23 protein-coding genes are annotated in these 25,639 nt (G+C 42.6%); 13 read left to right on the top strand and 10 right to left on the bottom strand.

The window, feature by feature from the left end:
• Nucleotides 1-76 precede the first annotated feature (76 nt).
• The 3 genes from phrB to DKT73_RS15245 are packed head-to-tail and all read right to left on the bottom strand — an operon-like array spanning nucleotide 77 to nucleotide 3,518.
• Complete coding sequence (gene phrB / locus DKT73_RS15255) at nucleotides 77-1,489, bottom strand: deoxyribodipyrimidine photo-lyase (RefSeq protein WP_111639415.1); 1,413 nt, start codon at nucleotides 1,487-1,489, stop codon at nucleotides 77-79.
• Nucleotides 1,490-1,504: 15 nt separating this feature from the next.
• The gene (locus DKT73_RS15250; protein ID WP_111639414.1) at nucleotides 1,505-2,485 is read right to left on the bottom strand and encodes a YbgA family protein; all 981 of its coding nucleotides are present in this window, start codon (nucleotides 2,483-2,485) and stop codon (nucleotides 1,505-1,507) included.
• 22 nt (nucleotides 2,486-2,507) lie between these two features.
• Nucleotides 2,508-3,518 carry an NAD(P)/FAD-dependent oxidoreductase gene (locus DKT73_RS15245; protein WP_111639463.1) on the bottom strand — a complete coding sequence of 337 codons (1,011 nt, stop codon included), beginning with the start codon at nucleotides 3,516-3,518 and terminating at the stop codon, nucleotides 2,508-2,510.
• Between the two features lie 182 nt (nucleotides 3,519-3,700).
• On the opposite strand from DKT73_RS15245, the gene DKT73_RS20420 reads away from it, so the two are divergent.
• Nucleotides 3,701-4,633, top strand: a complete 933-nt coding sequence (locus tag DKT73_RS20420) for a MerR family transcriptional regulator (protein WP_269814508.1) — start codon at nucleotides 3,701-3,703, stop codon at nucleotides 4,631-4,633.
• A gap of 99 nt (nucleotides 4,634-4,732) precedes the next feature.
• Nucleotides 4,733-4,972, top strand: coding sequence for a DUF2061 domain-containing protein (locus DKT73_RS15235; protein ID WP_111639412.1), 240 nt, complete (start codon nucleotides 4,733-4,735; stop codon nucleotides 4,970-4,972).
• Between the two features lie 89 nt (nucleotides 4,973-5,061).
• Here DKT73_RS15235 and DKT73_RS15230 read toward each other — a convergent pair whose 3' ends face one another.
• On the bottom strand, nucleotides 5,062-6,420 hold the full coding sequence (locus tag DKT73_RS15230; protein ID WP_111639411.1) for a sodium-dependent transporter: 1,359 nt from the start codon (nucleotides 6,418-6,420) through the stop codon (nucleotides 5,062-5,064).
• 441 nt (nucleotides 6,421-6,861) lie between these two features.
• Here DKT73_RS15230 and ectA point away from each other — a divergent pair, with 441 nt between their 5' ends.
• From ectA to DKT73_RS15205, 5 genes are all read left to right on the top strand, one after another.
• Nucleotides 6,862-7,365 (top strand): diaminobutyrate acetyltransferase, encoded by a 504-nt coding sequence (gene ectA, locus DKT73_RS15225; RefSeq protein WP_232827896.1) that lies wholly within the window; start codon nucleotides 6,862-6,864, stop codon nucleotides 7,363-7,365.
• A 128-nt stretch (nucleotides 7,366-7,493) separates the two neighbouring features.
• Nucleotides 7,494-8,807 (top strand): diaminobutyrate--2-oxoglutarate transaminase, encoded by a 1,314-nt coding sequence (ectB, locus tag DKT73_RS15220; RefSeq protein ID WP_111639409.1) that lies wholly within the window; start codon nucleotides 7,494-7,496, stop codon nucleotides 8,805-8,807.
• Between the two features lie 148 nt (nucleotides 8,808-8,955).
• A complete protein-coding gene (locus DKT73_RS15215) occupies nucleotides 8,956-9,345 on the top strand; it encodes an ectoine synthase (protein WP_111639408.1) in 390 nt (129 codons plus the stop codon).
• A 55-nt stretch (nucleotides 9,346-9,400) separates the two neighbouring features.
• Nucleotides 9,401-10,420 carry an ectoine hydroxylase gene (thpD, locus tag DKT73_RS15210; RefSeq protein WP_269814507.1) on the top strand — a complete coding sequence of 340 codons (1,020 nt, stop codon included), beginning with the start codon at nucleotides 9,401-9,403 and terminating at the stop codon, nucleotides 10,418-10,420.
• A gap of 92 nt (nucleotides 10,421-10,512) precedes the next feature.
• Nucleotides 10,513-11,955 carry an aspartate kinase gene (locus tag DKT73_RS15205; protein ID WP_111639407.1) on the top strand — a complete coding sequence of 481 codons (1,443 nt, stop codon included), beginning with the start codon at nucleotides 10,513-10,515 and terminating at the stop codon, nucleotides 11,953-11,955.
• 148 nt (nucleotides 11,956-12,103) lie between these two features.
• Here DKT73_RS15205 and DKT73_RS15200 read toward each other — a convergent pair whose 3' ends face one another.
• Together DKT73_RS15200 and DKT73_RS15195 are read right to left on the bottom strand one after the other, a co-directional pair.
• Entirely contained in the window at nucleotides 12,104-14,299 is a 2,196-nt protein-coding gene (locus tag DKT73_RS15200) for a bifunctional diguanylate cyclase/phosphodiesterase (protein ID WP_111639406.1), read from the bottom strand.
• Nucleotides 14,300-14,536: 237 nt separating this feature from the next.
• Complete coding sequence (locus tag DKT73_RS15195; protein ID WP_111639405.1) at nucleotides 14,537-15,118, bottom strand: HupE/UreJ family protein; 582 nt, start codon at nucleotides 15,116-15,118, stop codon at nucleotides 14,537-14,539.
• Nucleotides 15,119-15,381: 263 nt separating this feature from the next.
• Between DKT73_RS15195 and DKT73_RS15190 the strand changes: the two genes are divergently transcribed.
• The gene (locus tag DKT73_RS15190; RefSeq protein ID WP_111639404.1) at nucleotides 15,382-16,017 is read left to right on the top strand and encodes a LysE family translocator; all 636 of its coding nucleotides are present in this window, start codon (nucleotides 15,382-15,384) and stop codon (nucleotides 16,015-16,017) included.
• A 118-nt stretch (nucleotides 16,018-16,135) separates the two neighbouring features.
• Here DKT73_RS15190 and DKT73_RS15185 read toward each other — a convergent pair whose 3' ends face one another.
• A complete protein-coding gene (locus DKT73_RS15185; RefSeq protein WP_111639403.1) occupies nucleotides 16,136-17,239 on the bottom strand; it encodes an outer membrane protein transport protein in 1,104 nt (367 codons plus the stop codon).
• A gap of 167 nt (nucleotides 17,240-17,406) precedes the next feature.
• Between DKT73_RS15185 and DKT73_RS15180 the strand changes: the two genes are divergently transcribed.
• Nucleotides 17,407-17,670 (top strand): DksA/TraR family C4-type zinc finger protein, encoded by a 264-nt coding sequence (locus tag DKT73_RS15180; protein ID WP_111639402.1) that lies wholly within the window; start codon nucleotides 17,407-17,409, stop codon nucleotides 17,668-17,670.
• 186 nt (nucleotides 17,671-17,856) lie between these two features.
• Complete coding sequence (locus DKT73_RS15175) at nucleotides 17,857-18,441, top strand: hypothetical protein (protein WP_111639401.1); 585 nt, start codon at nucleotides 17,857-17,859, stop codon at nucleotides 18,439-18,441.
• 79 nt (nucleotides 18,442-18,520) lie between these two features.
• On the opposite strand, the gene DKT73_RS15170 is transcribed toward DKT73_RS15175, so the two are convergent.
• Complete coding sequence (locus DKT73_RS15170; protein WP_111639400.1) at nucleotides 18,521-19,732, bottom strand: phosphoribosyltransferase family protein; 1,212 nt, start codon at nucleotides 19,730-19,732, stop codon at nucleotides 18,521-18,523.
• 258 nt (nucleotides 19,733-19,990) lie between these two features.
• Between DKT73_RS15170 and nudK the strand changes: the two genes are divergently transcribed.
• The gene (nudK, locus tag DKT73_RS15165) at nucleotides 19,991-20,566 is read left to right on the top strand and encodes a GDP-mannose pyrophosphatase NudK (RefSeq protein WP_111639399.1); all 576 of its coding nucleotides are present in this window, start codon (nucleotides 19,991-19,993) and stop codon (nucleotides 20,564-20,566) included.
• A gap of 77 nt (nucleotides 20,567-20,643) precedes the next feature.
• Here nudK and DKT73_RS15160 read toward each other — a convergent pair whose 3' ends face one another.
• Nucleotides 20,644-21,705: a LacI family DNA-binding transcriptional regulator gene (locus DKT73_RS15160; RefSeq protein ID WP_111639398.1), complete on the bottom strand. Its 1,062-nt coding sequence runs from the start codon at nucleotides 21,703-21,705 to the stop codon at nucleotides 20,644-20,646.
• Nucleotides 21,706-21,935: 230 nt separating this feature from the next.
• Between DKT73_RS15160 and DKT73_RS15155 the strand changes: the two genes are divergently transcribed.
• Complete coding sequence (locus DKT73_RS15155) at nucleotides 21,936-23,285, top strand: alpha/beta hydrolase family protein (RefSeq protein ID WP_198666638.1); 1,350 nt, start codon at nucleotides 21,936-21,938, stop codon at nucleotides 23,283-23,285.
• A 129-nt stretch (nucleotides 23,286-23,414) separates the two neighbouring features.
• Here the strand turns inward: DKT73_RS15155 and DKT73_RS15150 are convergent, their stop codons facing one another.
• Nucleotides 23,415-24,326, bottom strand: coding sequence for an AraC family transcriptional regulator (locus tag DKT73_RS15150; RefSeq protein ID WP_111639397.1), 912 nt, complete (start codon nucleotides 24,324-24,326; stop codon nucleotides 23,415-23,417).
• A gap of 142 nt (nucleotides 24,327-24,468) precedes the next feature.
• On the opposite strand from DKT73_RS15150, the gene DKT73_RS15145 reads away from it, so the two are divergent.
• Entirely contained in the window at nucleotides 24,469-25,638 is a 1,170-nt protein-coding gene (locus DKT73_RS15145) for an MFS transporter (protein ID WP_111639396.1), read from the top strand.
• The last annotated feature ends 1 nt before the right edge of the window (nucleotide 25,639 follow it).

The raw sequence follows: 25,639 nt of genomic DNA, 5'->3' as shown, positions 1-25,639 counted from the left end.
TTACAGTTCAAAGTATATAGGTGTTTTTCTGTTTTGCCAATCTTCCCGTGTCGGTCAACAGAAAAACACCCTTTATTTAATGCTCTTTTAATGCATCAAAAGCAGCGATAGCCGCTAATCTTGCTGCTTTATAATCAACGATGGGGTTAGGATAGTGGCAGAGTTTTCGTTGTTCTGGTTTGGGGTCATGAATGGATTTAGCGTCTAGCTTGGCAAGTTCTGGAACAAAGCGTCGAATGAAGTCGCCATTTTGATCGTAAGTTTGTGATTGTCTTGTAGGGTTGAAGACACGGAAATACGGAGCAGCATCACAGCCAGTGGACGCGCTCCATTGCCATCCACCATTGTTTGCGGCAAATTCTCCATCAATGAGTTTGCTCATGAAATAGGCTTCGCCCCTACGCCAATCGGCAAACATCAGTTTAGTGAAGAAGCTGGCAGTGATCATTCTTAAACGATTATGCATCCAACCTGTTTGGTTTAATTGGCGCATTGCCGCATCTACAATAGGAAAGCCGGTTTTGCCCTCACACCAAGCCTGAAATTCCTCTTCGCTTTCTCGCCAGATTAGTGCATTGGTTTCCGGTTTGAATGGGCGGTTCATACTGAGGAAAGGGAAATGGGCCATTAGCTGACGGTAGAAGTCTCGCCAGGCAAGCTCTTTTAACCAGATACTTTCTTGCCAGCGCTTTTCCTCTTGGGTGCAAGTATAGAAAATCGCTTCTAAACATTGCCTTGGGCCCAAAGCACCTAGTGCAAGATACGGCGATAAGGTGCTAGTGGCAGGTTCAATGGGATAATCTCTGGATTTTTGATAATGGCGTTCTTTGTGGTGACAAAACTGCCAAAGTTTTTGTTTTGCTGTGTCTTGGTCGGCCGGCCATAGGTCGTCTCTGAAGGGTTTTTCCCATGCGAAATTCAAATTCGGCTTAGGCAGGGCTTCTGCTTGTGGCTCAGGTATTGGTAGTGGTGTGTTATCTTGTTGAGCCAGCATGACAACCCACCGATTGAAAAAGGGAGTAAAGACTTTGAACGGTGTACCTTGCTGACTAAGCACATCTTGCGGAACAATAATGTCGGAGGATTGAACGTGAGAATGAACTTGATGTTGCTTTAACTGTTCACACACAGCTTGATCACGTTGCTGTTCGTGAACCGGTAAGTCGCGGTTAAACCAAAGGTGTTTGATATTATGGTCGAGACAGAACCTTGTTATTGTCTCAGGAAGCTGGTCAAACGTTTCAGCCTCAAGAATGTGCAGTGGAATACCTAATGTCGCTAAAGTGTTTGCAAGGTTCTTTATTAAACCTGCTCGAAGGCCTGTTTTTGCGTCTGATTCGTTATGTTTCTCCCACTGTATTGGGGTAGGCGTGATAACAACAGCAATGCCTTGTTTTGCTTTTTTTGCTTCTAATGATGCGAAATATAGCGCTGGATTGTCCAGACTACGAAGATCGTTTCTTAACCAAACCAGATGTTCAATTTTCATTTTTCTGTCTTACCTTCAAACTGTATTACGGATACCAAGCGGAGATGGGTAGGGGATAAAGTAACTTTGTCTATTTATGTACTCGCTGCCGTAATGTTTTAGATAATGACGAAGTAGGGTGACGGGCGTGGCTAGATTGACTTCACCGCGTCGGTATTGCTCAACTACATCTAAGATATCTTTGCGAACGGACACATCCACTGCGTGTTTTAAGTAGCCCACAAGGTGCATGAGTACATTGCAGTGATTTTTACGTTCAGCAGGTTTTGAAAGTGTGGTCATTAATGCTTCAAAGTAAGCGGCTTTTAATTCATCAAAAGGTCTCGGATCATTACCTGAAAGCATGCGCCCAAGTTGTCGATACATTGGCTGAGAGTGTGCCATAACCATGTATTTGTAGCGGCTATGAAAAGCAATTAGGTCTTTCATTCGAGCGTCTTCTGTCATGGAGTGCCGGAAATCATGATGAGTGAAGACTCTTAATAAAAAGTTCTCTCTCAGAGCTGGGTCATTTAAGCGACCGTCTTCTTCAATGGGCAGTAATGGATAGCGTTGTTGCAGAGCTTTGGTAAAGAGTCCGACGCTTCTTTGCATGTGAGGATGACCGTTTTCTTGATAAACCTTAATTCGCTCCATGCCACAGCTAGGGGATTTTTTCATCAAAATATAGCCATCTAGATGGGCTAGATGTTCTAAATATTGATTCGATGCGGCCATGAACACATCCGAAACGTCTTGATCGGCATTTTTGCTAAAAACCATTCTAGGGGAGTTTGGGTCACCTTCTAGTCGTAAGGTTGGGCGAGGTGTGCCAAAGCCCGCTGCAATTTCAGGACAAAACTTTTGATACTCAAAATACTGACTGAGTGTTTTGTCACAATAATCAGAATGGCTGTGACCGCCATTGAAGCGGACGTTGTCCCCAAGTAAGCAGGCACTGATACCAACTGGAATTTTATGTGTCAATTGATCTGGTGAAAGTTGCGAATGTGGCATAGTTGAATCCTCCAATATTCTTCTATTTTGAGTCTTTAATACATTGAGCAAGTGATAGGGCGCTGAGTAATGCTCCTTCAGCGTCACCCTGACATAGCCAATCACCAGCAAGTCCAACGCTGTTTTCGGCGGACCAAGCAAAATTATGGTTGCCTTTATTTTCTGTAAATCGACTAAAAAACCAGCGATGTGGTTCGCCATGTTTTAGCACACGATGTTCTGTTATATCCGCAAATGCTTGAAGCAGTGTTTGAGTGATCCACTCTTTATCACTATCGATGTGTTGTTTAGTCCAGTCTGGGTTGGTTTGAATGACCCAGCGGTCCATTTTTTCACTGTGGCGTAGGGGCTTGTAGTTATCTTTAATCATGCGTTTTATGGGCGAATTTTTAGGCTCAATCAGTGCACTTAGATCGCATGTCTCTGTTTCTAACCACATTGCCCATTGTGATTGGTATGCAGAGCTGGCTTGATTTGCTCTAAGCAAAAGTACTGCCAATTCACTGTGAGTGGCTAATATAGAAGCGGCCTGCGGTGCTGGTGCAGCAATGATAATGGTTTTCGCGATTACAATAGGTTGGTATTTATCATCTCTTAGTTGCCAATATGGCTGCTGGTTTTGGTGTGTTACTTTCTCTAGGTGTTGGATGCGAGTGTTGGTGATGAAATGCGTGTCACCTAATAAGTGGCGGGTGACAGCACTCATTTTTGGGACGCCCACAAAAGCTTGTGTGTCCGCTTTGTTGAGTTGTTTCCATGGTGCGACGATATGTTCTTTAGCCAGTTGTTTGAAGAGTGAGATAATTTCAGGGTGTTTTGCAATAATATAGGGTGTGCCAAGATCGCAGCTGACATCTCCTTCTAACCTTTTACTGCTCGCTCGACCGCCACTGCCGCGGCTCTTATCAATCACGCATACCGTTTGGTTAGACTGAGATAGCAAATGCGCACATAAGCTGCCAGCGAGACCTGCGCCAATAATGGCAATATCGAACGTTGGAGTGTGAGCTTGACCGGTAGATGATGTGTTCATTTTTTTCCCAGTGTCCATGTTGCTTTTCTTATACAATATAGAAAACTGTACAAGAAAAGCAACTGGATTGTACAAAAAAATATTTGTATAGTTTTAGTGGTATCGTTTTTTTGATGGCCATAGAAGTTTAGGCCACAATAATGAAATTGTCTTAGATGAGTGATGATTTGTTGGAAATATGTATGAGTCGGTCTAACCAAGCCTTAGAAGCACAAAATCAAGTCTCCCAGAAACTTTTAGACGAATCTGTCTTGTCGAGTGATTCAGGGTATTTTCCCATTCGTGATTTATCTTTAAAAACGGGTGTGAATTCAGTCACCCTAAGGGCCTGGGAGCGGCGTTACGGATTATTGAAGCCTAAGCGGACAGAAAAAGGTCATAGACTTTACGATCAAGCCGATGTGCAGCGCGTAGAAGCTATTTTGCGTTGGATTCAGCAAGGAGTTGCTGTGAGTAAGGTGAGAGCTTTACTCGAGCAAGGAGGCACACTGGAAGGGATGGTTTTATCCAGCGAGTGGTTAGAGTGGAAAGAATCTTTAATCCATGCGGCGGAAACGTTTCAGGCTGATAAAGTTGAACAAATATACCAGCAAGTTTTTTCTCAATATCCCGCAGAGATTGCGATAAGAGATTGGCTCTTGCCGAGCTTTGAACAGCTAGGAAAGGGAGCGACCTTAGCCTTTTGTGAGTCGATCATACTCTCGTGTTTAATGGCGCGACAAAGTGGCTTTAAAGTGCAGAAAAAGAGCCTTCCTAAGGTATTGATAACGGGTTTAGCTTCTCAGCGTATTGTGTGGTGTTACATGGCTGCCGCTATTTTGCTCGATAAGGGCGTGTCGTGTCGTGTCATACCAAATATACAATATAGCCAAGATTGGTCTAGTCTTGTTGAAGCGCTGAATCCACGCGCAGTATTGATTTTCTGCGAAAATGAGTTGGTTAATAAGATCGCAGATTTTATGCAGCAAACTCAGCAATGGCAAAGGCCTGTTGGTGTCATTAGCCCTAGTTTTTGGTTGGCCATGCGTGAATCTGCAGCGACCGATGTTGCACAAGTCCGTGTTTATTCAGAGCTGTTAGAAGGCGTGGCGGACTTCTTGGATAAAGCATCATGATAATGAAAGCAAAAAGCTATCAGGTGGATATTAATAATATATTTTTACAATCAATCTTCTTGCCTTAGTCTCTATAGTAATTCAAAAGGGAGACTCATCATGGCTAAAACAATGACTTTTGCGGTAATGCACTTCTCGATAGCATTTTCTGTCGCTTATCTGATAACTGGAAGTTTAGTAGTAGGTGGTTTGGTGGCGATAGTAGAACCTGCGGTAAATACGGTTGCGTTTTATTTTCATGAAATGATCTGGAATAAAATTCAGCAAGCGGATGTTGCTTCTGAGTTGGGTAAGACTATACAAGCGGCAGGTGAAAATTACGCTTTAAGATCTATGTGACTTTGTCATGTCATGTCATGTCATTCTCTATTGTGGTTATGAAAACGCCCTCCTCAGATTGTTATTCTGAGGAGGGCGTGTTCCATAAATTACTTCATGGGGTTGATTAAGAAGTACAGAACGACAGCAACCGCGATAGGGGCGGTGAATTTCATAGAGAAATTCCATAATTTGTAGACGGTATCTGAAATTGCTAATTCGTCTTTTGCAAATTTATCTTTAACGATCCAACCAGCAAATAGAGCAATCAAGATACCACCCAGTGGTAACATGATGTTTGCCGTAATGTAATCTAAGAAATCGAACGTGTTTTTGCCGAAGAAGGTAACGTCAGACATGAAGCTGAATGAGCCTAGGCACGCAATACCTAACCCCCATACGACGATGCCTAAGCCTATAGCGGCAGTAACGCGCTTCAGTTTGAAACGTTCAACCAAAAAGGCAACTGTTGGTTCTAGCAGCGAAATAGCAGATGTCCAAGCGGCTACACCAACAAGTACAAAGAACAAGACACCAAACAATTGACCAAATGGCATTTGTCCAAAAGCAACTGGCAACGAGATAAACATCAAGCCTGGGCCTGCGGCAGGATCCATCCCGTTAGAGAAAATGATTGGGAAAATAGCAAGACCAGCAACCAAGGCGACAAGGGTGTCCAATGCACCAATAGTTAATACAGTCTTACCGATAGACGCATCTTTGGTCATGTAAGAGCCGTAAGCCATGATGGTGCCCATACCAAGCGATAAAGTAAAAAATGAATGGCCTAGAGCAATCAGAGCGGCATTCCAAGTTAACTTGCTGAAGTCAAACTCGAACATGAAATTCCAGCCTTGCGCAAAGCTGTCTGTGGTCATGGCATAGCCAAGCAAGATGATGAGTAGGACAAATAAAGCAGGCATCATAATACGAGTCGCGGTTTCGATACCCTTATTAATGCCAGCAGCCACCACCACCACTGTCATGATGCTAAATAAGGTATGCCAGCCTAAAAGTGTAGCAGGATCAGCAAGCAGTGCTCCGAAAGCCGCACCCGCATTGTCAGAGGAAATACCATTCATTTCACCTGTTAGCATGGCTTTAATGTAATGAAGAACCCAGCCGCCAACCACGGAGTAGAAAGAAAAAATCAAAACACCGGACAGCATGCCCATGACGCCGATTAGGCCCCATTTTTTAGAGCTGTCAGATTCTTCTGCTACATCGCTTAACGCATTGATAGGGTTTTTACGCGCACGTCGCCCAATAAATACTTCAGCCATCATGATTGGGATGCCTACAAGTAAAATACAAGCTAAATACACAAGAACGAATGCCCCACCGCCATTCTCACCTGTAATGTAAGGAAATTTCCAGATGTTGCCTAAGCCGACAGCAGAACCTGTTGCTGCCAAAATAAAGATCCATCGGCTCGCCCACGAGCCTTGGATTGATGTTTTATTTGTCATAATTATCTCTAAATGGTTGAAAGCAAAATATATAAACAGCGATCAGAGTTGGTTTTTTATCCATACCTATGCTTCCCATTTTGCCAGCATAAGAAAGTTGCTGGTAAGCAAAACTCTGAGTAGGGGCGGGATTTTCCGAATTTCGATGGAGATATGCAACTAAAAATGTTTTTTTGTGGCGTTTTCTATCATTTTACTGGCCCTTTTCTTTTCTGATGGTAAATATGACAATAAACTTACGCATGTAATGGTTAGTTCTCTAAATAAATGTCTGGACATGAATTTGATTTCATGTAGAATGATTAGACATCAAATTAAATTGCTTTTAAACATCAGTTGATTGACGTTATAGCCCTTTTAATAGGCAGTTACGTTTTTTGTTAACCGTCAGGCTTATCGATTTAACTGGTTAAAATACTTTGTTTTCTAATGGATACTATTATGAAATCAGAAAGAATTGTGTTTACTAAACCCAGTGCGATAGATGGTATGGCTGTGAACCAGCTCGTGGCAGCCTGCCCGCCACTGGATACAAATTCGGTGTATTGTAATTTGTTACAAGCCAGCCACTTCAATGAAACCTCCGTTGTTGCGAGTGTGGAAGGTGGTGAAATGCTGGGTTTTGTCTCTGGTTATATTATTCCCAATCAACTGGATACCTTGTTTATCTGGCAAGTCGCTGTCAGCGAAAAAGCGCGTGGTCAAGGTCTAGCGAAAAAAATGCTTTTATCACTGCTTGAGCGTTCAGCGTGCTCAGAGGTGCATTACATTGAAACCAGCATCACGGCATCGAATGAAGGGTCTTGGGCTTTATTCAGAAGGCTTGCGGATCAACTACAAGCCTCTCTAGAGGAGTCTGTTATGTTTGATAAACAAGATCATTTCAAAGGCAAGCATGACACCGAGCATCTAGTCAGAATTGGGCCGTTTTCAGCGACTGTATAGGCTCGATCAATTTATTAAAAAGTGAAGTAGAAACGCGATGGGGCGCAAAGTTGAACTTTCGTTCTCAGTGTTTGCTTTCAACTTACACACTCAATATACGTTTTATTAATTTAAAGGATGATGAAAATATGAAAATTTTTGACGAAATCGAATCAGAAGTACAATCTTATGCCCGCTCTTTTCCACGTGTTTTTCATCGTGCTCAAGGCGCCTACTTGTTTGATCAAGAGGGTAACAAGTACCTAGACTTCCTAGCGGGGGCCGGTACTTTGAATTACGGTCATAACAATCCAATTTTTAAAGAAAAGTTGGTGGAATATATCCTTGAAGATGGCATTACTCACGGTCTAGATATGCACACAAAGGCTAAAGGTGAATTCCTTGAAGTTTTTAAAAAGCACATTCTTGAGCCTCGTGGTCTGGAATATATGGTTCAGTTCACTGGGCCAACGGGCACTAACGCAGTTGAAGCCGCATTGAAATTGGCTAGAAATGTGACTGGTCGTGAAAATGTTATTAGTTTTACCAATGGTTTTCATGGTTGCAGTTTGGGGGCGTTATCGGTTACGGGTAATTCCCATCACCGTGGTGCAGCTGGTACAAGTTTGGGTGCGGGTGTTTCTACTGTACCTTTTGATGGCTATTTGGGTGATGGCATTGAAACCACTGAATATTTAGATAAGGTTTTGTCAGATTCAAGTAGTGGTGTTGATACGCCCGCAGCTGTCATCGTTGAGACAGTTCAAGGTGAGGGTGGCATTAATGCTGCGAGTTTTGGGTGGTTACAAAACCTTGAAGCGGTCTGTAAAAAACATGGCGTCCTGCTAATCGTTGATGATATTCAAGCAGGGTGTGGTCGTACAGGCACTTTCTTTAGCTTTGAAGACGCGGGTATTAAGCCTGATATCGTTACCATGTCTAAGTCATTAAGTGGTTACGGCTTGCCATTTGCTGTGGTTCTAATGCGTCCAGAATTGGATGAGTGGAAGCCTGGTGAGCATAACGGTACTTTCCGTGGAAATAATCTTGCGTTTGTTACGGCAAAAGCAGCGATTGAAACGTATTGGAAAGATGATGCGTTTGAAAAAGAAATTAAGCGCAAAGGTGAGTACATCCATAAGCGTACACAAGAAATTGTTAATGAATTTGGTGAAGGGAACTTCACGCTTCAAGGGCGAGGCATGATGCGAGGCATCAACTGTGTAAGTGGTGAGCTTGCTGGAAAAATTACTAAAAAATGTTTCCAGAATGGCTTGATGATCGAGACATCGGGTGCCGATGATCAAGTGGTGAAATTCCTTTGCCCACTTATTATCAGTGACGAAGATTTAAAACAAGGTATCGATATCTTAGAACGTGCTATCCGCGATGTGTGTGCGAAAGAAGACGATATGCCTGAAGCAAAAAGTTATTTTGATGAGAACTACGACATCGCGGTCTAGTTCCTTCGTTATAAAATCCGCCCCTGTCTTCTAAGGGCGGATTTTGTCAAACACTTGAGTGACGTAAATAGTAAGTTAAAAACCTCAAGTTTCTTTCGGTAACGCTTTACCGACAATTAAGCGATCTTCGGATCATAAGGAGAAAAGAATGTTTGCACGTGATTTAGCCGAATGTGAAAAAACCGAACGCCGCGTTGTGTCTCCAGATGGAAATTGGGAAAGCACACGTCTTTTATTGAAAGAAGATAATATGGGCTTTTCTTTTCACATAACCACTATTTATGAAGGTAAAGATTTTGACATGCATTATCAAAATCACCTTGAATCTGTGTACTGCATTTCGGGTGAAGGTGAAGTAGAAAGCCGCGAAACAGGTCAGAAGCATCTTATTAAACCTGGTGTGGTGTATGTGCTGGATAAACACGATGCACACACTTTGCGTGCGTTCAAAGAGTTGAAATTAGCTTGTGTATTTAATCCACCTATCACAGGTAAAGAAGTACACAATTCAGAAGGTGCTTACGAGCTACTGGATTAATTTGATTCTAGGTCAAGTTGTTCATTAATGAAGGAGTAAAGTAGGAGGTACGATAATGTCGTCGTCGGCATCAGCTTTAGCACATGATATTTTTTATGATACAGATCTTGCTGAGCAAGAGCTCATGAGTAAAAAAAATGATAGCGAAGAGAGGGTGAGGAATAAGGCACAAGAAGAGGAGGTGAGAGACGTTTATCCTTCTAGACAGTATTCTTTGCCAAGGCATTTTAATCGTATAGACCCTGTAATTTACTCTGATGGTCGACAAAAAGCGCCGCTCGATGCCGCGCTTTTAGATCGATATGAAAAAAAAGGCTTCTTGTTTTTAGATGATCTTTTTGAGGATCATGAAATCGCTGATATGCAACGCCATATGCAGCGCTTACGAGACAGTGATGAGATCAAGCAAAGAGAAGAAAGCATAACCGAAGCCAACAGCGGGGATGTTCGTTCAGTCTTTGATGTGCACAAACTGAGTGATTTTTTTCAGAAAGTCGCACAAGATCCACGAATAGTTCGAATCGCTGAGTATCTGTTGGGCGATAAAGTCTATCTCCATCAGACGCGCTTAAATTACAAACCAGGTTTTCGTGGCAAAGAGTTTTATTGGCATTCAGATTTTGAAACCTGGCATGTGGAAGATGGGATGCCTCGCATGAGGGCGTTAAGTATGTCCATTACGTTGACCCCAAATGATCATTATAACGGGCCTTTATTGCTGATTCCTGGCTCTCATCAGACTTTTATATCTTGTGTCGGTGAAACTCCAGAGAATAACTATCTTTCTTCTCTTAAAAAACAAGATTTTGGTGTGCCAGATGAGGCTTCGTTGCAATCATTGATTGAACAAAACGGTATTGAAGCAGCCGTTGGTCAGCCTGGTAGAATTATTTTGTTTGATTGTAATGTGTTGCATGGTTCGAATAGCAACATTACTTCAACGCCTAGGTCGAATTTATTTTTTGTCTACAATGCTTTGTCGAATCGTGTCGGTCAGCCATTTGGCAGCACGGCGCCAAGGCCTGAATACATCGCGGCTAGGAAGTCAATTAAAGCCCTCAAAAATAGCGATTAATGCTTAAATTTTCCGCAACCTTATGACACTATAGCGGCAGTTTTAAATATCGGTATAAGCTGGCTTTTAGCCCCTTAAAAATTGGAAAAATGATGGGACAACATACAGTTGAAAAAATTGGCGGTACGTCCATGAGTGACTACCGTTCTGTGAGAGATAATATAATCTTCAAACCCACTTTAGCGAACAACATGTACCAGCGAATTTTCGTTGTTTCTGCTTATGCCGGTATGACGGATAAGTTGCTAGAACATAAGAAAACGGGTGATGCTGGCGTGTTTGCTTTGTTTGCGCAAGAACGTAAGCAAAATAATTGGTTTCCGGCTTTGCAAGACGTACGCAATGCGATGTTGGCAATTAATCACAGTTTGTTCGAAGCGGGTGAACTGCGTCACAAAGCAGATGCTTTTTTAAATAGCCGCTTGAAAGAAGCTCAAGAATGTTTAGAAGACTTACATCGTCTTTGCCAACATGGGCATTTTTCGATCAGTGAGCACCTTGCAACCGTTCGTGAGATGCTTGCCAGTCTTGGCGAAGCGCACAGTGCTTGGAATACGGCGCATTTGTTGCAACGTGATGGCGTTAATGCGGTGTTTGTTGATTTGACAGGCTGGAACAGCCCGAGTCACATGTCTCTTGATGAACGTATCTTAGATGCTTTCAAAGACATTGATTTGACTAAAGAGCTTCCTATCGCGACAGGGTATGCGCACAGTGAAACTGGTCTAATGTCAACGTTTGACCGTGGTTACAGTGAAATGACCTTTAGTCGTATTGCCGTTTTGACAAAGGCTCATGAAGCGGTCATTCATAAAGAGTTCCATCTGAGCAGTGCCGATCCTCGATTAGTAGGGGAAAGCAAAGCTGTGCCAATTGGGCGTACTAATTACGATGTAGCAGATCAACTTGCTAACCTTGGTATGGAAGCCATTCATCCAAAAGCAGCAAAAGGTTTGCGTCAAAGTGGTATTGCGCTACGCGTAAAAAACACCTTTGAGCCAGAGCATACGGGTACGCTGATTACAGGCGATTACGTCAGTGATGCGCCATGTGTTGAAATTATTGCGGGTTGCCGTGGTGTGTTTGCCGTAGAATTATTCGATCAAGATATGGCGGGTGATATCGATAAATTTGATGTCGATATTCTTAAAGTATTAAGACAGTTCCATGCTCATATCATTGCCAAAGACATTAACGCCAACACCATTACCCATTACTTGGCGATTAATTTGAAGACCTTGAAGCGAGTCATGCGAGTATTGCATGAACGCTTTGCGGATGCTGAGATAACGCAACGTAAAGTGGCGATTGTTTCTGCTATTGGCAGCGATATGAAAACCACAGGTATGTTGGCGAAGGCGGTAAAAGCCATTGCTGAACAAGATGTGAACGTATTGGCCATGCACCAATCTATGCGTCAGGTAGACATGCAGTTTGTTGTCGATGAAGAAGACTACGAAAAAGCGATCTGCAGCTTACATAAAGAGTTGGTTGAAGTACACAACCATGGTCGTGCTATTTGTTTAGCGTCCTAATACGGCAATAGTATCGGTTGGCGTGATTCTAAGCCTCAAGCATTGTTAGAGATGCTTGAGGCTTTTTTATAAAAAGCGCGATTTGTGAATCATGAATAATAGCTCGGCTTTTAATGGATCAAGCTTTCATAAAGAATAATACAACACACTACTCTTTGTGTGTGATCGGTAAGCCCTGATTGAACTCATCGGCAGTCACTGCTTTGCTTACATAGTAACCTTGGCCAAAATCACATTGGAATTCGGCCAGCATTTTCCATTGCTCTCTGGTTTCTATACCTTCTGCTAATACTCTGATATTCAGTTTGTGCGCCATGGCAATAATGGCTTCAATGATTTTACGATCATCCGGATCATTTTCTAGATCCATTACAAAGCTACGATCGATTTTCAATAAATTGACTGGAAGATTTTTTAACTGCGAAAGTGATGAATATCCTGTACCAAAATCATCAATGGCAATGCAAATTCCCATGTCTTTAAAGGTTTGCAATAATGCTCTTGCAAGATGAACATCTTCAAGAATCGAGGTTTCGGTGATCTCAAAGCCGATTAAATGCGCGGGAACTTGGTATTTAAGCAGCAATTCTTTGACCAAAACAATAAAGCTGGGATCAGACAGCTGCGATGAGGCCAGATTGATATGCAATAAAATATCAGGTCGGCCTTCTAATTTACGCTTCGCTAAATACGCAATACCAGCCTCTAGAATCCAATAGCCTAACTCTACAATTTTCCCCGTACTTTCTGCGAGCGGTATAAAGTCATTCGGAAACACCAGACCTTTTTCAGGGTGGTTCCAGCGAATGAGTGCTTCAGCGCCAAACACCTGGTCAGTATGAAGGTTGAATTGCGGTTGAAAGTAGAGCTCAAATTCATTTCTTTGCAATGCTAATGATAAATCTTCTTCTGCTTTGATGAGATTATGCGTGCGGATCTTCATGTTTTCATTGTAAAAAGAATGTTGGTTTTTCCCCAACAACTTCGCTTGATACAAAGCCATGTCGGCATTTTGCATAATGGTAACCAGATCATCACCATGCTCGGGAATCATAGCGATACCCAATGAAGTACTTAAAAAATATTCTTTGTCGTCAATGTTAACTGGAGTTCGAATACTGTTGAGTATTTTGTTGGCAAATTCTTCTGCTTCTGCTTGATTCATGATGTCGCTGAGTAGTATACCAAACTCATCACCACCCAAACGCACAACTAAGTCAGATATCCCTCTTAATTTATTGAGACGATCAGCCACAATAATTAATACTTGATCACCTATGTCATGGCCGATCGTATCATTGATGCGTTTAAAGTTATCAAGGTCAAAATAAATAAACGCTGAAATGCGCTTACGTTTTTGATTGTTAAATAAGGTGTTGGGTAAGCTGTCTTGTAAGTAACGACGATTAGGCAAGCCTGTTAATGGGTCATTGTAAGCAAGTTGTTGTAATTCGGCGGTCTTTTCTTTGACCAAGGTTCTAAGTCTAAGAGGTTGTAACAAAATACCATAAAGTGACATCGACAGTAGCAGTGCTACGACCAAAGAAAGTATATAGCCAAATGTTTTTCTTTTTTCCAGCTGCAGGTCTAAATCGCGGCTGATCGTTAGTGTCCATGAACCTACGGGGAGAATCAAATCCGTTGACGCTTGAATTTTCATCAATGGTGCGACCGAAGAAAAAAGTAGGATTTGTTGTTTTTGGTCGGCATGAGGTCTTACCAGTGTGTACTGATAGCCTTCTGCTTCCAATTGTTTTAGTTGAGTATTTTTAAGTAAGTTATCCAAATAAATAACTGCCGATGCCAGTCCCCAGAAGACCTCATATTGAGTGCCTTTATTTAAAAAAATAGGAGATCGGCTGATAACGGCTATACCACCCTGAACGAGAGGAACTGGGCCTATCGCGAACAGTTTACGGTTTTTTATGGCTAATATTGCTTCATCTATAAATCTGGGGCTGGAGACGATGTTTAGGCCGATTGCGGCTTCATTTCCTTTGATAGGATAAATCTTTTGAATAACACCGTCAGGTGCCAATTGAAGGTTTTCGATCCCTCCAATAGACTGAATTAACTTATCAGCGTAGTCATTAAACCAGTCAGTGTTACCGTTATTTAATTCTACTTCGTACGCTAATATTTGCGCCGAAGTAAAAGCGGCTGACAGGTGGCGCTCTAGAGAGGAGGCTTGTGTTCGTGATAGATCGCTTAAAATAGATTGCTGTTGACTAATGATCGAGTCGGTAGCCGATTGTGTCCAATAGACGCCAAAGAAAGTAATGGCGAAAAAAGTAATCAATGAAAACAATAGGGCTGAGGGTTGTTTAAACTCGGCTTTACTCAACGAATGATCCTTTATTTCATAATGAACAAACACGCAAAATCATACACATAAATTCTGTCTGGGTATCTGATAATTTTGTAAATAGATGATTCTGTGTACAGTGATTAAATGTCTAAAGTCGAGGTGGCTAGTATTTTAGGCCCATTGTCAGCAACACATTGACACAGTTAAAGTCGGTGAAGTGGTAAATAAACAGCCGCACTGCTTTTTGGGAAGGCAGTGCGGTCTTGATGTTTCTTAGGCGATAGCTAGGTACATACCTACGATAGCAATCACACTTCCCATAACACGAGTGACGATTGGCGCTTGAAAACGAGCCACGGCCATACCAAAGCCGATACCCGCAACGTGCAACAAGGCGGTTGCGGCAGCAAAGCCCAAAGCGTATTCTGCGCCGTTAGCGTTTAATGGCATTTCTAATCCGTGAGCGGCGCCGTGGAAAAGGGCGAATAAACCAGCAATACCAGCGCAAACGATAATAGGGAAACGTGCCGCTCCTACTAATAATGCTCCCATCAGAATAACAGACAAGACAATGCCTTGCTCGATGAAAGGAACCTGTACACCAGCAACCGCTAATCCGCCACCAATTAACATAGTGCCAACAAACGCTGCCGGCACAGCCCACAACGCGCGACCGCCAAGGCTAGCCGCCCAAAGACCAATGGCTAACATAGCCAATAAATGATCCAAGCCACCCATAGGGTGCATAAAGCCTGTCATAAAGCTTGTTGTATGTTCATGTCCTGGGTGAGCTGATGCAAGAGCTGGTATTGCGGCAATAAGTGCGGCCAATCCCATTTTAAGCGATAAACGCATGGTTGTTTCTCCAAAATATTCATGAATATTAAGACCTTACAGGATGGTCTTCTCTACACCACCGCTCTTGCGGCTGGAAGCGAGGATTCTAACACACCTATAGAGAGGGTAAATTGAATGATATTGCCAATCGATGACGAAATATTCAGCTTTTGGCGAAATAAGGTGATAAATTAGTCTTTACTGAGGTTTTGGTCTGTATGGATGATACAAACACCATTACCAATCAGACACTAATGGCGCTATACCGTTAAGGAGAAACTATGACCTTTCATCTGTGGACTTTATTTTTCTTGGCTTACTTGGTGACCACTCTGTCGCCTGGGCCGAATGTATTGCTTGTGCTTAAAAACAGCATTCAATTTGGTTGGAAATCGGCCTTTATTACGATTTTCGGGAATTTGACTTGTCAATTTTTGATCGTGTGTTTGGTAGCTTTAGGGGTTGGGGCACTGTTACAAACATTACCTGTCTGGTTTTTGGCGATGAAAATAATGGGCGGAACCTACTTGATTTACCTTGGTATTAAAGCCTTGAGATCGAAAAAGAAATCAACGTTTGATGCTGTAGATAATATAGCCGTCACTGGGGCGACTAAAACGGGACTTGCGCTCTTTAGTGAAGCTTTCTTGGTGTCTGCCAGTAATCCAAAAACACTGATATTTTTGTCGGCTTTCTTACCGCAGTTTTTAACGCTAGAGTCGCCAGCGTACCAACAATTCTCTGTTATGTTTATTACCATCTGCGCTATCGTGACCAGCGTGCATATCGGTTACGCCTTTGGTATATCGCATCTAGGAAAACGTTTCTCACTGAAAAACATGGAAGCCAAAATCACCAAAATTACGGGCGGGTTGTTTATCGCTATGGGCGGCGGAATATTGTTGAGTAATCGATAAAGAGAGTGAAAAAGCGTACACAAGTCAACTTACAGCGACCTTGCCTTGTATGATAAAAGGCCTTATTTGTCACATTGATCAGGTGGAATTAGGTCTTTTACTATTTTTTATGCCAATATTAAAAATGATGAGATAGCTTTATCCCAAAATTCACACTGTGATTGTCTTCGAATGTTACTTCATTTCCCGCTAGATTGGCTTTAGCTTCGCCGATCCATGTGTAAGATACGCCTGTCGTAATGGCTGTGTTTTGTGTTGCTTGATATTTAAGTCCAGCAGTTAATGACGTAAAGCCATCGGTCGGTGATAGGTTGCTAACTAGGTTTTCTGATGGTTTTTCATACGAGATGGAGAGTAACCCTGTAAGCGTGTCTGTTAGTGTCTGGCCAAGCCCGAGAGAGTAGGTGATGGTGTTTTCTCTAAAACCAACAAGGTTATTTCCGGCATTAACAAACTGGGTGAAAAGTTCGGGGGTGATTTTTGTATTTTTCCATTCCACCCAACGTGCAGAAAACATAAGTAATGTGGATTGCGTAATACCAGTTTGAAAGTCAAAATTTACTGATTTGGGCATATCGACGTTAAACGAAGTCTCTTTTGCAAAAGAGGAGCTGACAAGGTTTTCTTTGCTCTCAAAATCTACTTTTATCGCTGAGTGATAGGTTAACGAGGCGCGAAAAGCGATTTCTGGAATGTCGTAGGCAGCGCCCAACAGATAACCCCAATCGTTTTGAGTATCTGTTGTCATTGTGTAGAGTAGATTGTTCGATCTCTGATGGACGGTAACGTCACCACGGGATGTGACATTTCTTAGTCCGCCATAGACTGAAAAAGGTGTCTTTATTTTATAGCGAATGATTCCGCTGATGGCTAGGGTATCGACAGAAGCACGGGTTCCAGAAAGAGGATAAGTCGTACTGGAAGGGTAGTGAATATCTGCACCGAAAGGTTGATCTATAATAATGGCCATTGATGTTGAGTTGGACACGTCTTGTTTATAGGCTCCACCGAAAAAATAGTGTCTATTCGCCACATTTCCTGATTGGATTGAGTCCGTTAGTTTTCCTGATACTTTTGGCTCTAAGGAATAGACACTTAACTCAAGATAAGTTCCCTGCTCGAATAGGGGCGCTATGGATTGTCTTGATAGATCCATGCCACCGGCATATATTTTTGTGGCACTAAGCGCACAAAGAGTGGCTGAAATGAGAGACTTGTTCATGAGACTTTGACCTATTCTCGGTTTAATGCCGCCTCCTTTTTAATAAGTAGGCTGTTAAATAAATAAAAATTATTTGGCGTGTCTTTTACAGCGGCCAATAATAAAGCAATTGTAAGAGATTGCTAAACGGTAAATTGGTTATTTATAGAGTGTGAGGCCAAACGATTATGGCAAGCGGTTGGGCGCAAGATGGCGCGGTACAAGATCAAATAGAGGCGACAGTCGATTCTGAAGTTGAGCGCGCCAAGAACAGCCTGCCAAAAGGCGAGAGTCTGACCCATTGTGAAGAGTGCGATGCCGTCATTCCTGAGCCTCGTCGCAAAGCCATTTCAGGTGTGCGTTTGTGCATTCAATGCCAGTCTGAGCAAGAGAAGAAAGGACGGACTTCTTGGTATAATCGAGCGGGCAGTAAGGACAGTCAGCTCAGGTGAGGTTGTTCGTTGTTTTCCTCGGTTTCATTGATCTAAATTCCATTGTTATTCACTGAATCTAGCTATTTATCATCGAATTTTTCCTGCTTGATTCTCTTCAGTATGGTAAGGTTTCTTCTATCTAAAAGAGTGTGTTGACCATGAGTCTGACGCTCTATTTCTTTCAGAATAAATAAGGATGAGGTTGTGGCAGACACTTACTCAACAGAAGTAAATAAATTAGAGAAATTGCGAGCGGCTTGGTTGCCTGCAGTCGAGTTTCTTTTTGGTGAAGCCGTTGAGGAAGCCAAATTTGATGGCTTTGAGGTTTGGGATGATATTGCCAAACCAAGTGCGGTCTTTGAGCACGCCGGTGAACCTTATTGCTATAAAATTCACATGCCAGCAAGAGTCTTTAGTAATGACGTCATGTTGTTAGCCGATGTCATTCAAGAGATGGTTCGCGGCCAGTATCCAGTGGGTTTTGAAGGAGTGAAAACAACAGCCTTATGTGAAGGCGTTGCTGTTTTTGGCGCAGTGACGGCGATAAAACAAGTGTTTGGCGAGGCGTCGGTTGACTCCTACTTGAACGCATTGCGTGAACAAGCGTTTCCCTACTACGATGCCTTTTCTTATGTGGCGGTTTTGTTAGCGGAAGATCCACAAGCCATTAAGAAATTACGTGGTGTTCAGCCGTTCTTGTACAAGGTAGAACGAGCGGATTTTGAGACTGCTCAAGTAGAAATCGATCGTAAAATCAAAGACATCCTTTTATTGGCTTTTCGTGCTTAGCAAAGAAGTTACATCGAACAGAAACAAAAATGCCGCGTGATCGCGGCATTTTTATGGGAAATCTAAGTGACTAGCAGTATTAGCTTTTTAGCTCAGACAATTCTTCACTAAACCAGATTTTGCGTTTAAAACGAGGGTTTTTAGACGACATATCAATTTTGTAAGGGTTCGGCTCATGTGTTTGTGGCAAATCAAGAATGTTGCAAAGTTCTTGAGCAAGCCATTTTTCCACTTTCAATACCACCATTTTCTTACGCAAGCGACCTTGTTCATCACGGTTCAAAATCGTTGGTAAGGTATTCAGTGTCAAAATTTCGCCAATGGCTGGGTGCGCCATACGCTCGCGACCTTCATCGCTGGCATAGAAATGCGATACCGCAAACACCATGCGCTCAGGATTGATTTGTTGTAAGAATTGGCAAGATTTCACCACGGTAGAGCCCGTACGAACCATGTCATCGAATAGCACAATACTCGCGCCATCTAGGCCGTCGAAAGTATGTTCGCTTTCTTTGTGTAATGTGATTTCAACTTTGCGTTCAGCGGTACGGTCTTTATCCAGCATGATGAATTTTGCTTTGCTCAGACCCAATGTTTTATACATTTCTTTGACGAAGTCTCGGGCACCTTTGTCTGGTGCACAAAGAACAAGTCCTTCACCATCTTCACCATAGTTAAGAATATTCGAATTCAACAAGTAATGGGCGTAGATCTCGTATGGGATAAGGTTGTGGAAGTCGCCTTCAAACACCTCGGTAAACATCTTTTGCACGGATTCAGAATGGTTGTGAATGGTCATCACAGTGTCCACGCCGGACAGTTTTAGCAACTGTGCATAAAGTTTGGCGGTAAAAGGCTGGCCATCGAATTTTTTTACGTCTTGGATATCACGCTCAAAACTGGTTTCACCTAAGCTCTGATGTGGGCCACGATCTTGTGCGCTGTAAAAAAGATCTGGTTCAACCAGAATAACGCGGTCAGCACCATTCTCTTTTGCTGCACGGGCGATGATCAGGTTAGACATGGCCAGTTCTTGACGACTTTTTACATGACTGCCAGTACTAACGATAATAACCGCTTTCCCCTTGAGCTTACGCCCAATGTTATCGAAATCGGCTTCATCGGAAATAAATCGAGGGCAAAACTCGGAATTCATGAACTGCTTCATACTGATTAAATCAGCGATGTCTTCATGTTGTCCCATTGCATAGGCGACATCAATAGCAAAGGGATTATCGGAAGAGTTACTAACAACGACAACATTAGTAGCCTGACCGGTCGACAAAGTCATGAGAGATCCTTAACTAAGGGTAGGGGAATTTGCGCTGATTTTAATACTTGTGGGCTTATTTCGATAGGGTTGATTGAGGATAAATGACATTTTTATATGGATTAGAGGTTGCGAGGACTGTTTGTGATCAAGTTCAGTGTTGTTATCGTTGCTCTGTCTATTTTTAAAGTCCTCATCCGAACGGATAGAATAAAGCCTTCTCATCCTGTTATATTTGGTTGCTCTCTTTTATAAACTTTTTTAGGAACCAGTGCGGTCATGACAGACATTCGCAACATTGAAAAAACGCTTTTATCTGACAATTGGTATACCTTGAATAAGTTCTCTTTTGAACTAAAGGGCAAAAATGGTCAGTGGCAACGTCAGGAGCGAGAGGCTTATGATAGAGGTAACGGAGCGACTATTTTGCTCTACAACGTTGAAAAAAAGACGGTCGTACTGACGCGACAATTTAGAATGCCTACTTTTGTGAATGGCAATCAGGATGGCATGTTGATTGAGTCTTGTGCTGGATTATTAGACCAAGATAACCCTGAAGTTTGCATAAAACGAGAGACAGAAGAAGAAACGGGTTTTAAAGTCGAGCGAGTAAAGAAAATCTTTGAAGCTTACATGTCGCCAGGCTCTGTGACAGAGATTCTGTACTTCTTTGTCGCTGAATACTCTGACAACATGAAGGTATCTGATGGGGGAGGGCTTGAGCATGAACAGGAGAATATTGAAGTGCTTGAGTTAGATTTCCAGCTAGCTTGTTCCATGGTGGAATCTGGTGAAATTAAAGACGGAAAAACCATTATGTTGCTGCAATACGCTAAATTACAGGGTTTGCTTTAATGTTGCCTAGCGTAAAAGCAAAATTTGAGGCGTATCCTGATAACGTGAGAAGTTGATCAGATTAGCCATGAGATAACTTATTTTTTCAGTGACAGAAGAAAAAACGCTTTATTCAAACGAAATTGATGTGGAAGATAAACAGGCTCGGTTGGTGGTGATTGATTCCAAATGGCCTTTAAGGTGGCAACTGTGGCGGGGCCATAGGCGCTTGCAGGAACGCCAACCGAGTTTAGCCAGCCAGCAACCCAAGGGTTAAGCGGGTTGTCATCAAAGCCAAAAAAAGTGAAGTCTTCGACAGGATCTAACCCCATTTCCTGAGTAAGACGATAGGCACCATAGGCCAGCATATCGCTTAGACAAACGATGACATCGGGTCTATTGGGCATCTCCAAAAAAGTCTCCATACTTTTATAGCCAACTTCCAGATGATTGAGCCCTTCACTATGGGCATGAGGCACATCGTTAGGGTGAATGCCTTCCTCAGACAGCCTATCTAATAAGCCTCTACGCCGTTCGGCAGCCGCGGTAAATTCTAAAGACGCATGAATAATCCCAATGTGTCGTTTTCCATTCTGCAAAAGGGTATTGGCAACATCGACTCCGGCTTGGTAATTGTTGATCCCAACATAATGGCTGTTTTTTTGGTCTGGTGCTGGGCGATTAACAAACAGGAGTGTCGTGCCATTATGACGGTAATCATTGAGTAACTCACTTTGTACGGCACCAATTATGACCACAGCGCGAGCGAGCTGAGACTGCATTTCTCGTAAATATTCGTCTTGAATGTCGGCTTCTTCATGGGTGTCACAAAGGGACATGATGTAGCCTTCGTCTCTTAATGCCCACTCTATGGAGGAGGCGATGGCAGACATGGTGGGGTTAGCCAAGCTTGCCGCTAACACCCCCACCATACGGCTTTCCTGACATCTTAAGGCTCTGCCAATGCTCGCTGGCCGGTAGCCTAATTCTTCCACCGCCTTTTTAACCTGAATAATGGTTTGTTCGGACGCCTTGTTGGTTATGCCGTTGATAATACGAGAAGCGGTTGCCGTCGATACATTGGCATGAGCCGCCACCATAGCCAAAGACACTCGGTTGGTTGTGGTGTGCTTTTGTTTACGACGTTGGTTGGGCGGCATGACATATCCTTAGCAAGGGCTTTGGTGTGTAAAGATTCTAACTGCGTTTGATAAGGGCAACAAGCAAGCCGGTTGATTCATTGAGCAATGACTGTTTTAGGGCTTGAGAAGGAAGGATTATCGTGTTTATACTTTGTTTGGTTAATCGATTACCTAAAGATTAAGCCAATGTTAAAAATACCGCTTGGTAAGCGTTTTACTCTTCAAAAATAAAGATAATAAGGATGGTTATGATGAAAAATAAACCCATGACTCGATGCGCCTTGACGCTATTGGTAGCAACCTGCATCCCATTTTCGACCTTAAGGGCGGAAAACAGGATCGATATCATACGGGCCGATGCCCCTGAGCTTGCCGCTTATGGCGAACAAACGGTTGGCGTTAGACAACTGGATTTTATTCATAAAAACCAAATTGATATTTTAAATACCGACGTCAATAGAAAAGAGGGGGATGCGTTTCCCTATTATGATCGACCTTTAACGGTTGAGGTGTGGTATCCGGCAGAGGCTAACGCCAGTGGTTCTCATGTACTTAACGCTTTTATGCGCGATGGCAAAACACTCGTTGATTTACACGGAAAAGCCATTGTAGGCGCCAAGCCAGCAAGTACCAAGCAAGCCTTCCCCTTGGTGATTATTTCTCATGGCTATCCTGGTAATCGGTTTTTAATGTCACCCATCGCCGAAAATATTGCTTCAAAAGGGTATGTGGTTGTTGCGATTGATCATACTGACTCCACTTACAGTACGTTATCTAAGATCAGTTCAAGCTTGGTGAATCGAACCAAAGATCAGCTGTTTGTCTTGGATCAAATTAGCCAACTAGCCAAAGACAAAACCTCCTTTTTGTACAACTTAGTGGATGCAAACAATACAGGAATCATTGGTTATTCCATGGGCGGCTATGGCACGGTTGTGACCGTGGGTGGTGGTTTAACACACTATGCTTTGGATCAACGAGAAGGCTTTTTTTCTTCACCCAAAGGCACATTGGACCAGTACTTGAGTGGCAGCAAAGCATATTTAGCGTTAGCTGATGAGCGAATTAAAACCGCGGTGACTTTCGCCCCAGCAGGGATGAAAAGACGCTTTATGGATTCAAACACAGCAAAAGGCATTCGCGTTCCTATGCTGTTTATTGCAGGCTCGGTAGACGATGTGGTCGGCTATGAAGAGGGTGTACGTGCTTTATGGAAGTCGGCAAGCAGCGTTGATCGTTCTTTATTGACGTTTGATTATGCCAATCATAATGCGGGGGCGCCAATGGCACCACCGAAAGAAGCCAATGTGCTGTCTCCGGACTTGGGTTTTAACTTAAGCATGCATTACCTGGATCCTGTTTGGGACAATGTGCGCATGAACAATATTTCAACGCACTTTATTACCGCATGGCTCGGTAAGTATTTAAAACAAGATTCTGCTATGTCGAGCTACTTTGATCTTGTTCCTGTTTCCAATGATGGGAAATGGAGTAAAGACAAAAATGGTATGGACAAACCAGATAATACCTACTGGAAAGGTTTCCCTAACCGGAGCGCAAGTGGCTTGAGATTGGAAAGCTTAAAAGCGGGCTCTTAAAAACAGCTAAAAACCTAGTGAGTGGATCACCTAGGCAGACCCAAAAGCGTTTAATCAGGCTTTTGGGTCTTGTCTTTGCTGTTTACGAATAGCAAGCTTTTACCCATGTATAAAGACAAGAAGGCTTGTTTATAGTTTCCCTAGGGTTAGACGGTAGTTTTTCCGAAATTGCATAGGGGTAACATTGAAGGCTTGTTTGAATTTTTTGGCGAAATAGGTAGAGCAATTGAAACCAATCTCGTAAGCAATATCGGCGATTTTTTTATTACTTTCGGTTAGAAGTTGAACAGATCTGCGCAACCTATAATCCAATAAATAACTGTTTGGTGAGCAACTCAAAGCGTTGCGAAAGATACGATAACACTCACTTTCACTGATGTTTGCAGCTTGGCTAATATCGGCAATGGAAATACGTTCTTTGTAATTGCTATGAATAAAATTTAGCAAGGATTGAACTCTTCTCTCATGTCCCTTTGTGGTGCTTTGGCTCGCGATGATATCTTGCTGATTGGTACAGAAAATGTGCCAAAATTTCATTAGTGCTATGTTCATATAAAACTCACGATCAGAACCTTGCTCAGCCCACACATCAAAGGCAGAAATAAGCTCATTGATCGCTGTCTTGTGCCAAGCTTTATCACCACAGAATTTATAAAACAGCAGCTCTTTGTTATTGATAACAGGAAGCACATGTTTTTTATAAATTAGCCCATAACCAACACCTCCAAGCATTTTTGGATTGAACACCACATTCAGTATTCGGCAGTCTTCCTTACTGTGGTTGGTTAGCTTGTGTAAGGTATTGGCATTGATAAAAATCATTTCTCCAGTCTTCACTATGTCACTGGAATTAAGGCATTCGACCTTAGTGGCGCCTTCTATAACCAATACGATTTCTATTTCACTGTGCCAATGCCACGGTACTTCGCCACTAACAAAATGTGAAAAGCGTTCGTCATAAGAACCACAGGGGAAATCATGATTCCCGTGAATCGTTAGTTCTCTGCCATTTTCTTCTGTTTCAATCTTATAAATTTGCATGCTAGTGCTTAGTAACGAGCTTAGGTTAAATAGTCGTTAAAATCGTTTTGGTAGAATCGTTATGTTTTAAGAGAGTATATACCTATATATAAAGCTTAGCAGACGGTATTGTTCTAAAAAACTAAAATAGGCAAATCCGGATATGCTACTACTTTTCATTATTTACATCGCTTTTATCAGTTTAGGTCTACCAGATGCCGTGCTCGGTTCATCATGGCCAGTGATGAGAAACGATTTAAATGCCTCACTGGAATTTGCTGGTGTTATTTCTCTTATCATCAGTGCTGGCACTGTGCTCTCTAGCCTTTATGTCACCAAGGCGATTCATTATTTTGGAATAGGAAAAGTTGTTGCGCTAAGTGTCTTACTAACCGCAGTGGCATTGCTTGGTTTTAGTATGTCCAATATGGCATTGGCGCTTGTGTTCCTAGCTATTCCTTTAGGTGTTGGGGCAGGTGCTGTAGATGCTGGATTAAATAACTTCGTTGCATTGCACTACAAAGCTAAGCACATGAACTATTTGCATTCTTTTTGGGGCGTGGGGGCGACAGCTGGCCCGCTTCTCATGGCGAATTTTCTAGCTCTTACAGAAGGCTGGCGTGACGGCTACATGACTATTGCGGTAGTGCAATTTTTACTGGTCATTTTACTATTTGCTTCCCTTCCACTGTGGAAACAGTTTGTTACCCACTCAGTAAAAAGGGATGAGACAAGTGCTCCATTAGTCACAAATATGACTGCATTAAAAATGAAAGGTGTATCACTGCAATTAATTATGTTCTTTAGTTATTGTGCCATAGAAACGAGCACAGGGTTATGGGCTGCGAGTTACTTAACGACAGAGCGAAATATTTTGCCAGTTGATGCTGCTTTTTGGGTAGCAATGTATTATTTAGGTATTACCGCAGGTCGCTTTGCCTGTGGAGTGATTGCTGAAAAAGTGGTAGAAGAAACCCTTATCCGCTCTGGTGTTGTGATTATCCTATTTGGTTGTGTCTTACTTGCTTTACCCTTTTCAGGTGAACTTACAAAAATGGGCTTGATATTCATTGGACTTGGTTGTGCACCTATCTTTCCTAATACCCTTCAAATGACCCCAAAACGCTTTGGCTCATCGGCATCGCAAGCCATTATTGGGCTATCCATGGCGACGGCTTATACCGGTATCATGGTTGTACCACCAATACTTGGTGCCACAGCAAAGGTCTTCACCTTTGCTTCATTCCCCATGATATTGCTGTTTCTGGTCGCCATCTTATTACTAACCACGGAACGATTAAGGCGTTACAGCGACATGTCATTGCGCCAGTAGG

The organism is Marinomonas shanghaiensis (genome assembly GCF_003259175.1).
GTDB lineage: Bacteria > Pseudomonadota > Gammaproteobacteria > Pseudomonadales > Marinomonadaceae > Marinomonas > Marinomonas shanghaiensis.
The sequence above is the reverse complement of the archived record's forward strand: the minus strand, read 5'-3'. Positions and strand labels throughout refer to the sequence as shown.

What these genes read in the sequence shown, in the direction of transcription:
- DKT73_RS20420 (WP_269814508.1), top strand. Translation starts at nt 3,701, where the DNA reads ATGAGTCGGTCTAACCAAGCCTTAGAAGCACAAAATCAAGTCTCCCAG.
- DKT73_RS15150 (WP_111639397.1), bottom strand. Translation starts at nt 24,326, where the DNA reads ATGCAAATTTATAAGATTGAAACAGAAGAAAATGGCAGAGAACTAACG.
- DKT73_RS15160 (WP_111639398.1), bottom strand. Translation starts at nt 21,705, where the DNA reads ATGCCGCCCAACCAACGTCGTAAACAAAAGCACACCACAACCAACCGA.
- DKT73_RS15190 (WP_111639404.1), top strand. Translation starts at nt 15,382, where the DNA reads ATGACCTTTCATCTGTGGACTTTATTTTTCTTGGCTTACTTGGTGACC.
- DKT73_RS15195 (WP_111639405.1), bottom strand. Translation starts at nt 15,118, where the DNA reads ATGCGTTTATCGCTTAAAATGGGATTGGCCGCACTTATTGCCGCAATA.
- DKT73_RS15170 (WP_111639400.1), bottom strand. Translation starts at nt 19,732, where the DNA reads ATGACTTTGTCGACCGGTCAGGCTACTAATGTTGTCGTTGTTAGTAAC.
- DKT73_RS15205 (WP_111639407.1), top strand. Translation starts at nt 10,513, where the DNA reads ATGGGACAACATACAGTTGAAAAAATTGGCGGTACGTCCATGAGTGAC.
- DKT73_RS15145 (WP_111639396.1), top strand. Translation starts at nt 24,469, where the DNA reads ATGCTACTACTTTTCATTATTTACATCGCTTTTATCAGTTTAGGTCTA.
- phrB (WP_111639415.1), bottom strand. Translation starts at nt 1,489, where the DNA reads ATGAAAATTGAACATCTGGTTTGGTTAAGAAACGATCTTCGTAGTCTG.
- nudK (WP_111639399.1), top strand. Translation starts at nt 19,991, where the DNA reads ATGACAGACATTCGCAACATTGAAAAAACGCTTTTATCTGACAATTGG.
- DKT73_RS15215 (WP_111639408.1), top strand. Translation starts at nt 8,956, where the DNA reads ATGTTTGCACGTGATTTAGCCGAATGTGAAAAAACCGAACGCCGCGTT.
- DKT73_RS15245 (WP_111639463.1), bottom strand. Translation starts at nt 3,518, where the DNA reads ATGAACACATCATCTACCGGTCAAGCTCACACTCCAACGTTCGATATT.
- ectA (WP_232827896.1), top strand. Translation starts at nt 6,862, where the DNA reads ATGAAATCAGAAAGAATTGTGTTTACTAAACCCAGTGCGATAGATGGT.
- ectB (WP_111639409.1), top strand. Translation starts at nt 7,494, where the DNA reads ATGAAAATTTTTGACGAAATCGAATCAGAAGTACAATCTTATGCCCGC.
- DKT73_RS15230 (WP_111639411.1), bottom strand. Translation starts at nt 6,420, where the DNA reads ATGACAAATAAAACATCAATCCAAGGCTCGTGGGCGAGCCGATGGATC.
- thpD (WP_269814507.1), top strand. Translation starts at nt 9,401, where the DNA reads ATGTCGTCGTCGGCATCAGCTTTAGCACATGATATTTTTTATGATACA.
- DKT73_RS15180 (WP_111639402.1), top strand. Translation starts at nt 17,407, where the DNA reads ATGGCAAGCGGTTGGGCGCAAGATGGCGCGGTACAAGATCAAATAGAG.
- DKT73_RS15250 (WP_111639414.1), bottom strand. Translation starts at nt 2,485, where the DNA reads ATGCCACATTCGCAACTTTCACCAGATCAATTGACACATAAAATTCCA.
- DKT73_RS15155 (WP_198666638.1), top strand. Translation starts at nt 21,936, where the DNA reads ATGATGAAAAATAAACCCATGACTCGATGCGCCTTGACGCTATTGGTA.
- DKT73_RS15235 (WP_111639412.1), top strand. Translation starts at nt 4,733, where the DNA reads ATGGCTAAAACAATGACTTTTGCGGTAATGCACTTCTCGATAGCATTT.
- DKT73_RS15185 (WP_111639403.1), bottom strand. Translation starts at nt 17,239, where the DNA reads ATGAACAAGTCTCTCATTTCAGCCACTCTTTGTGCGCTTAGTGCCACA.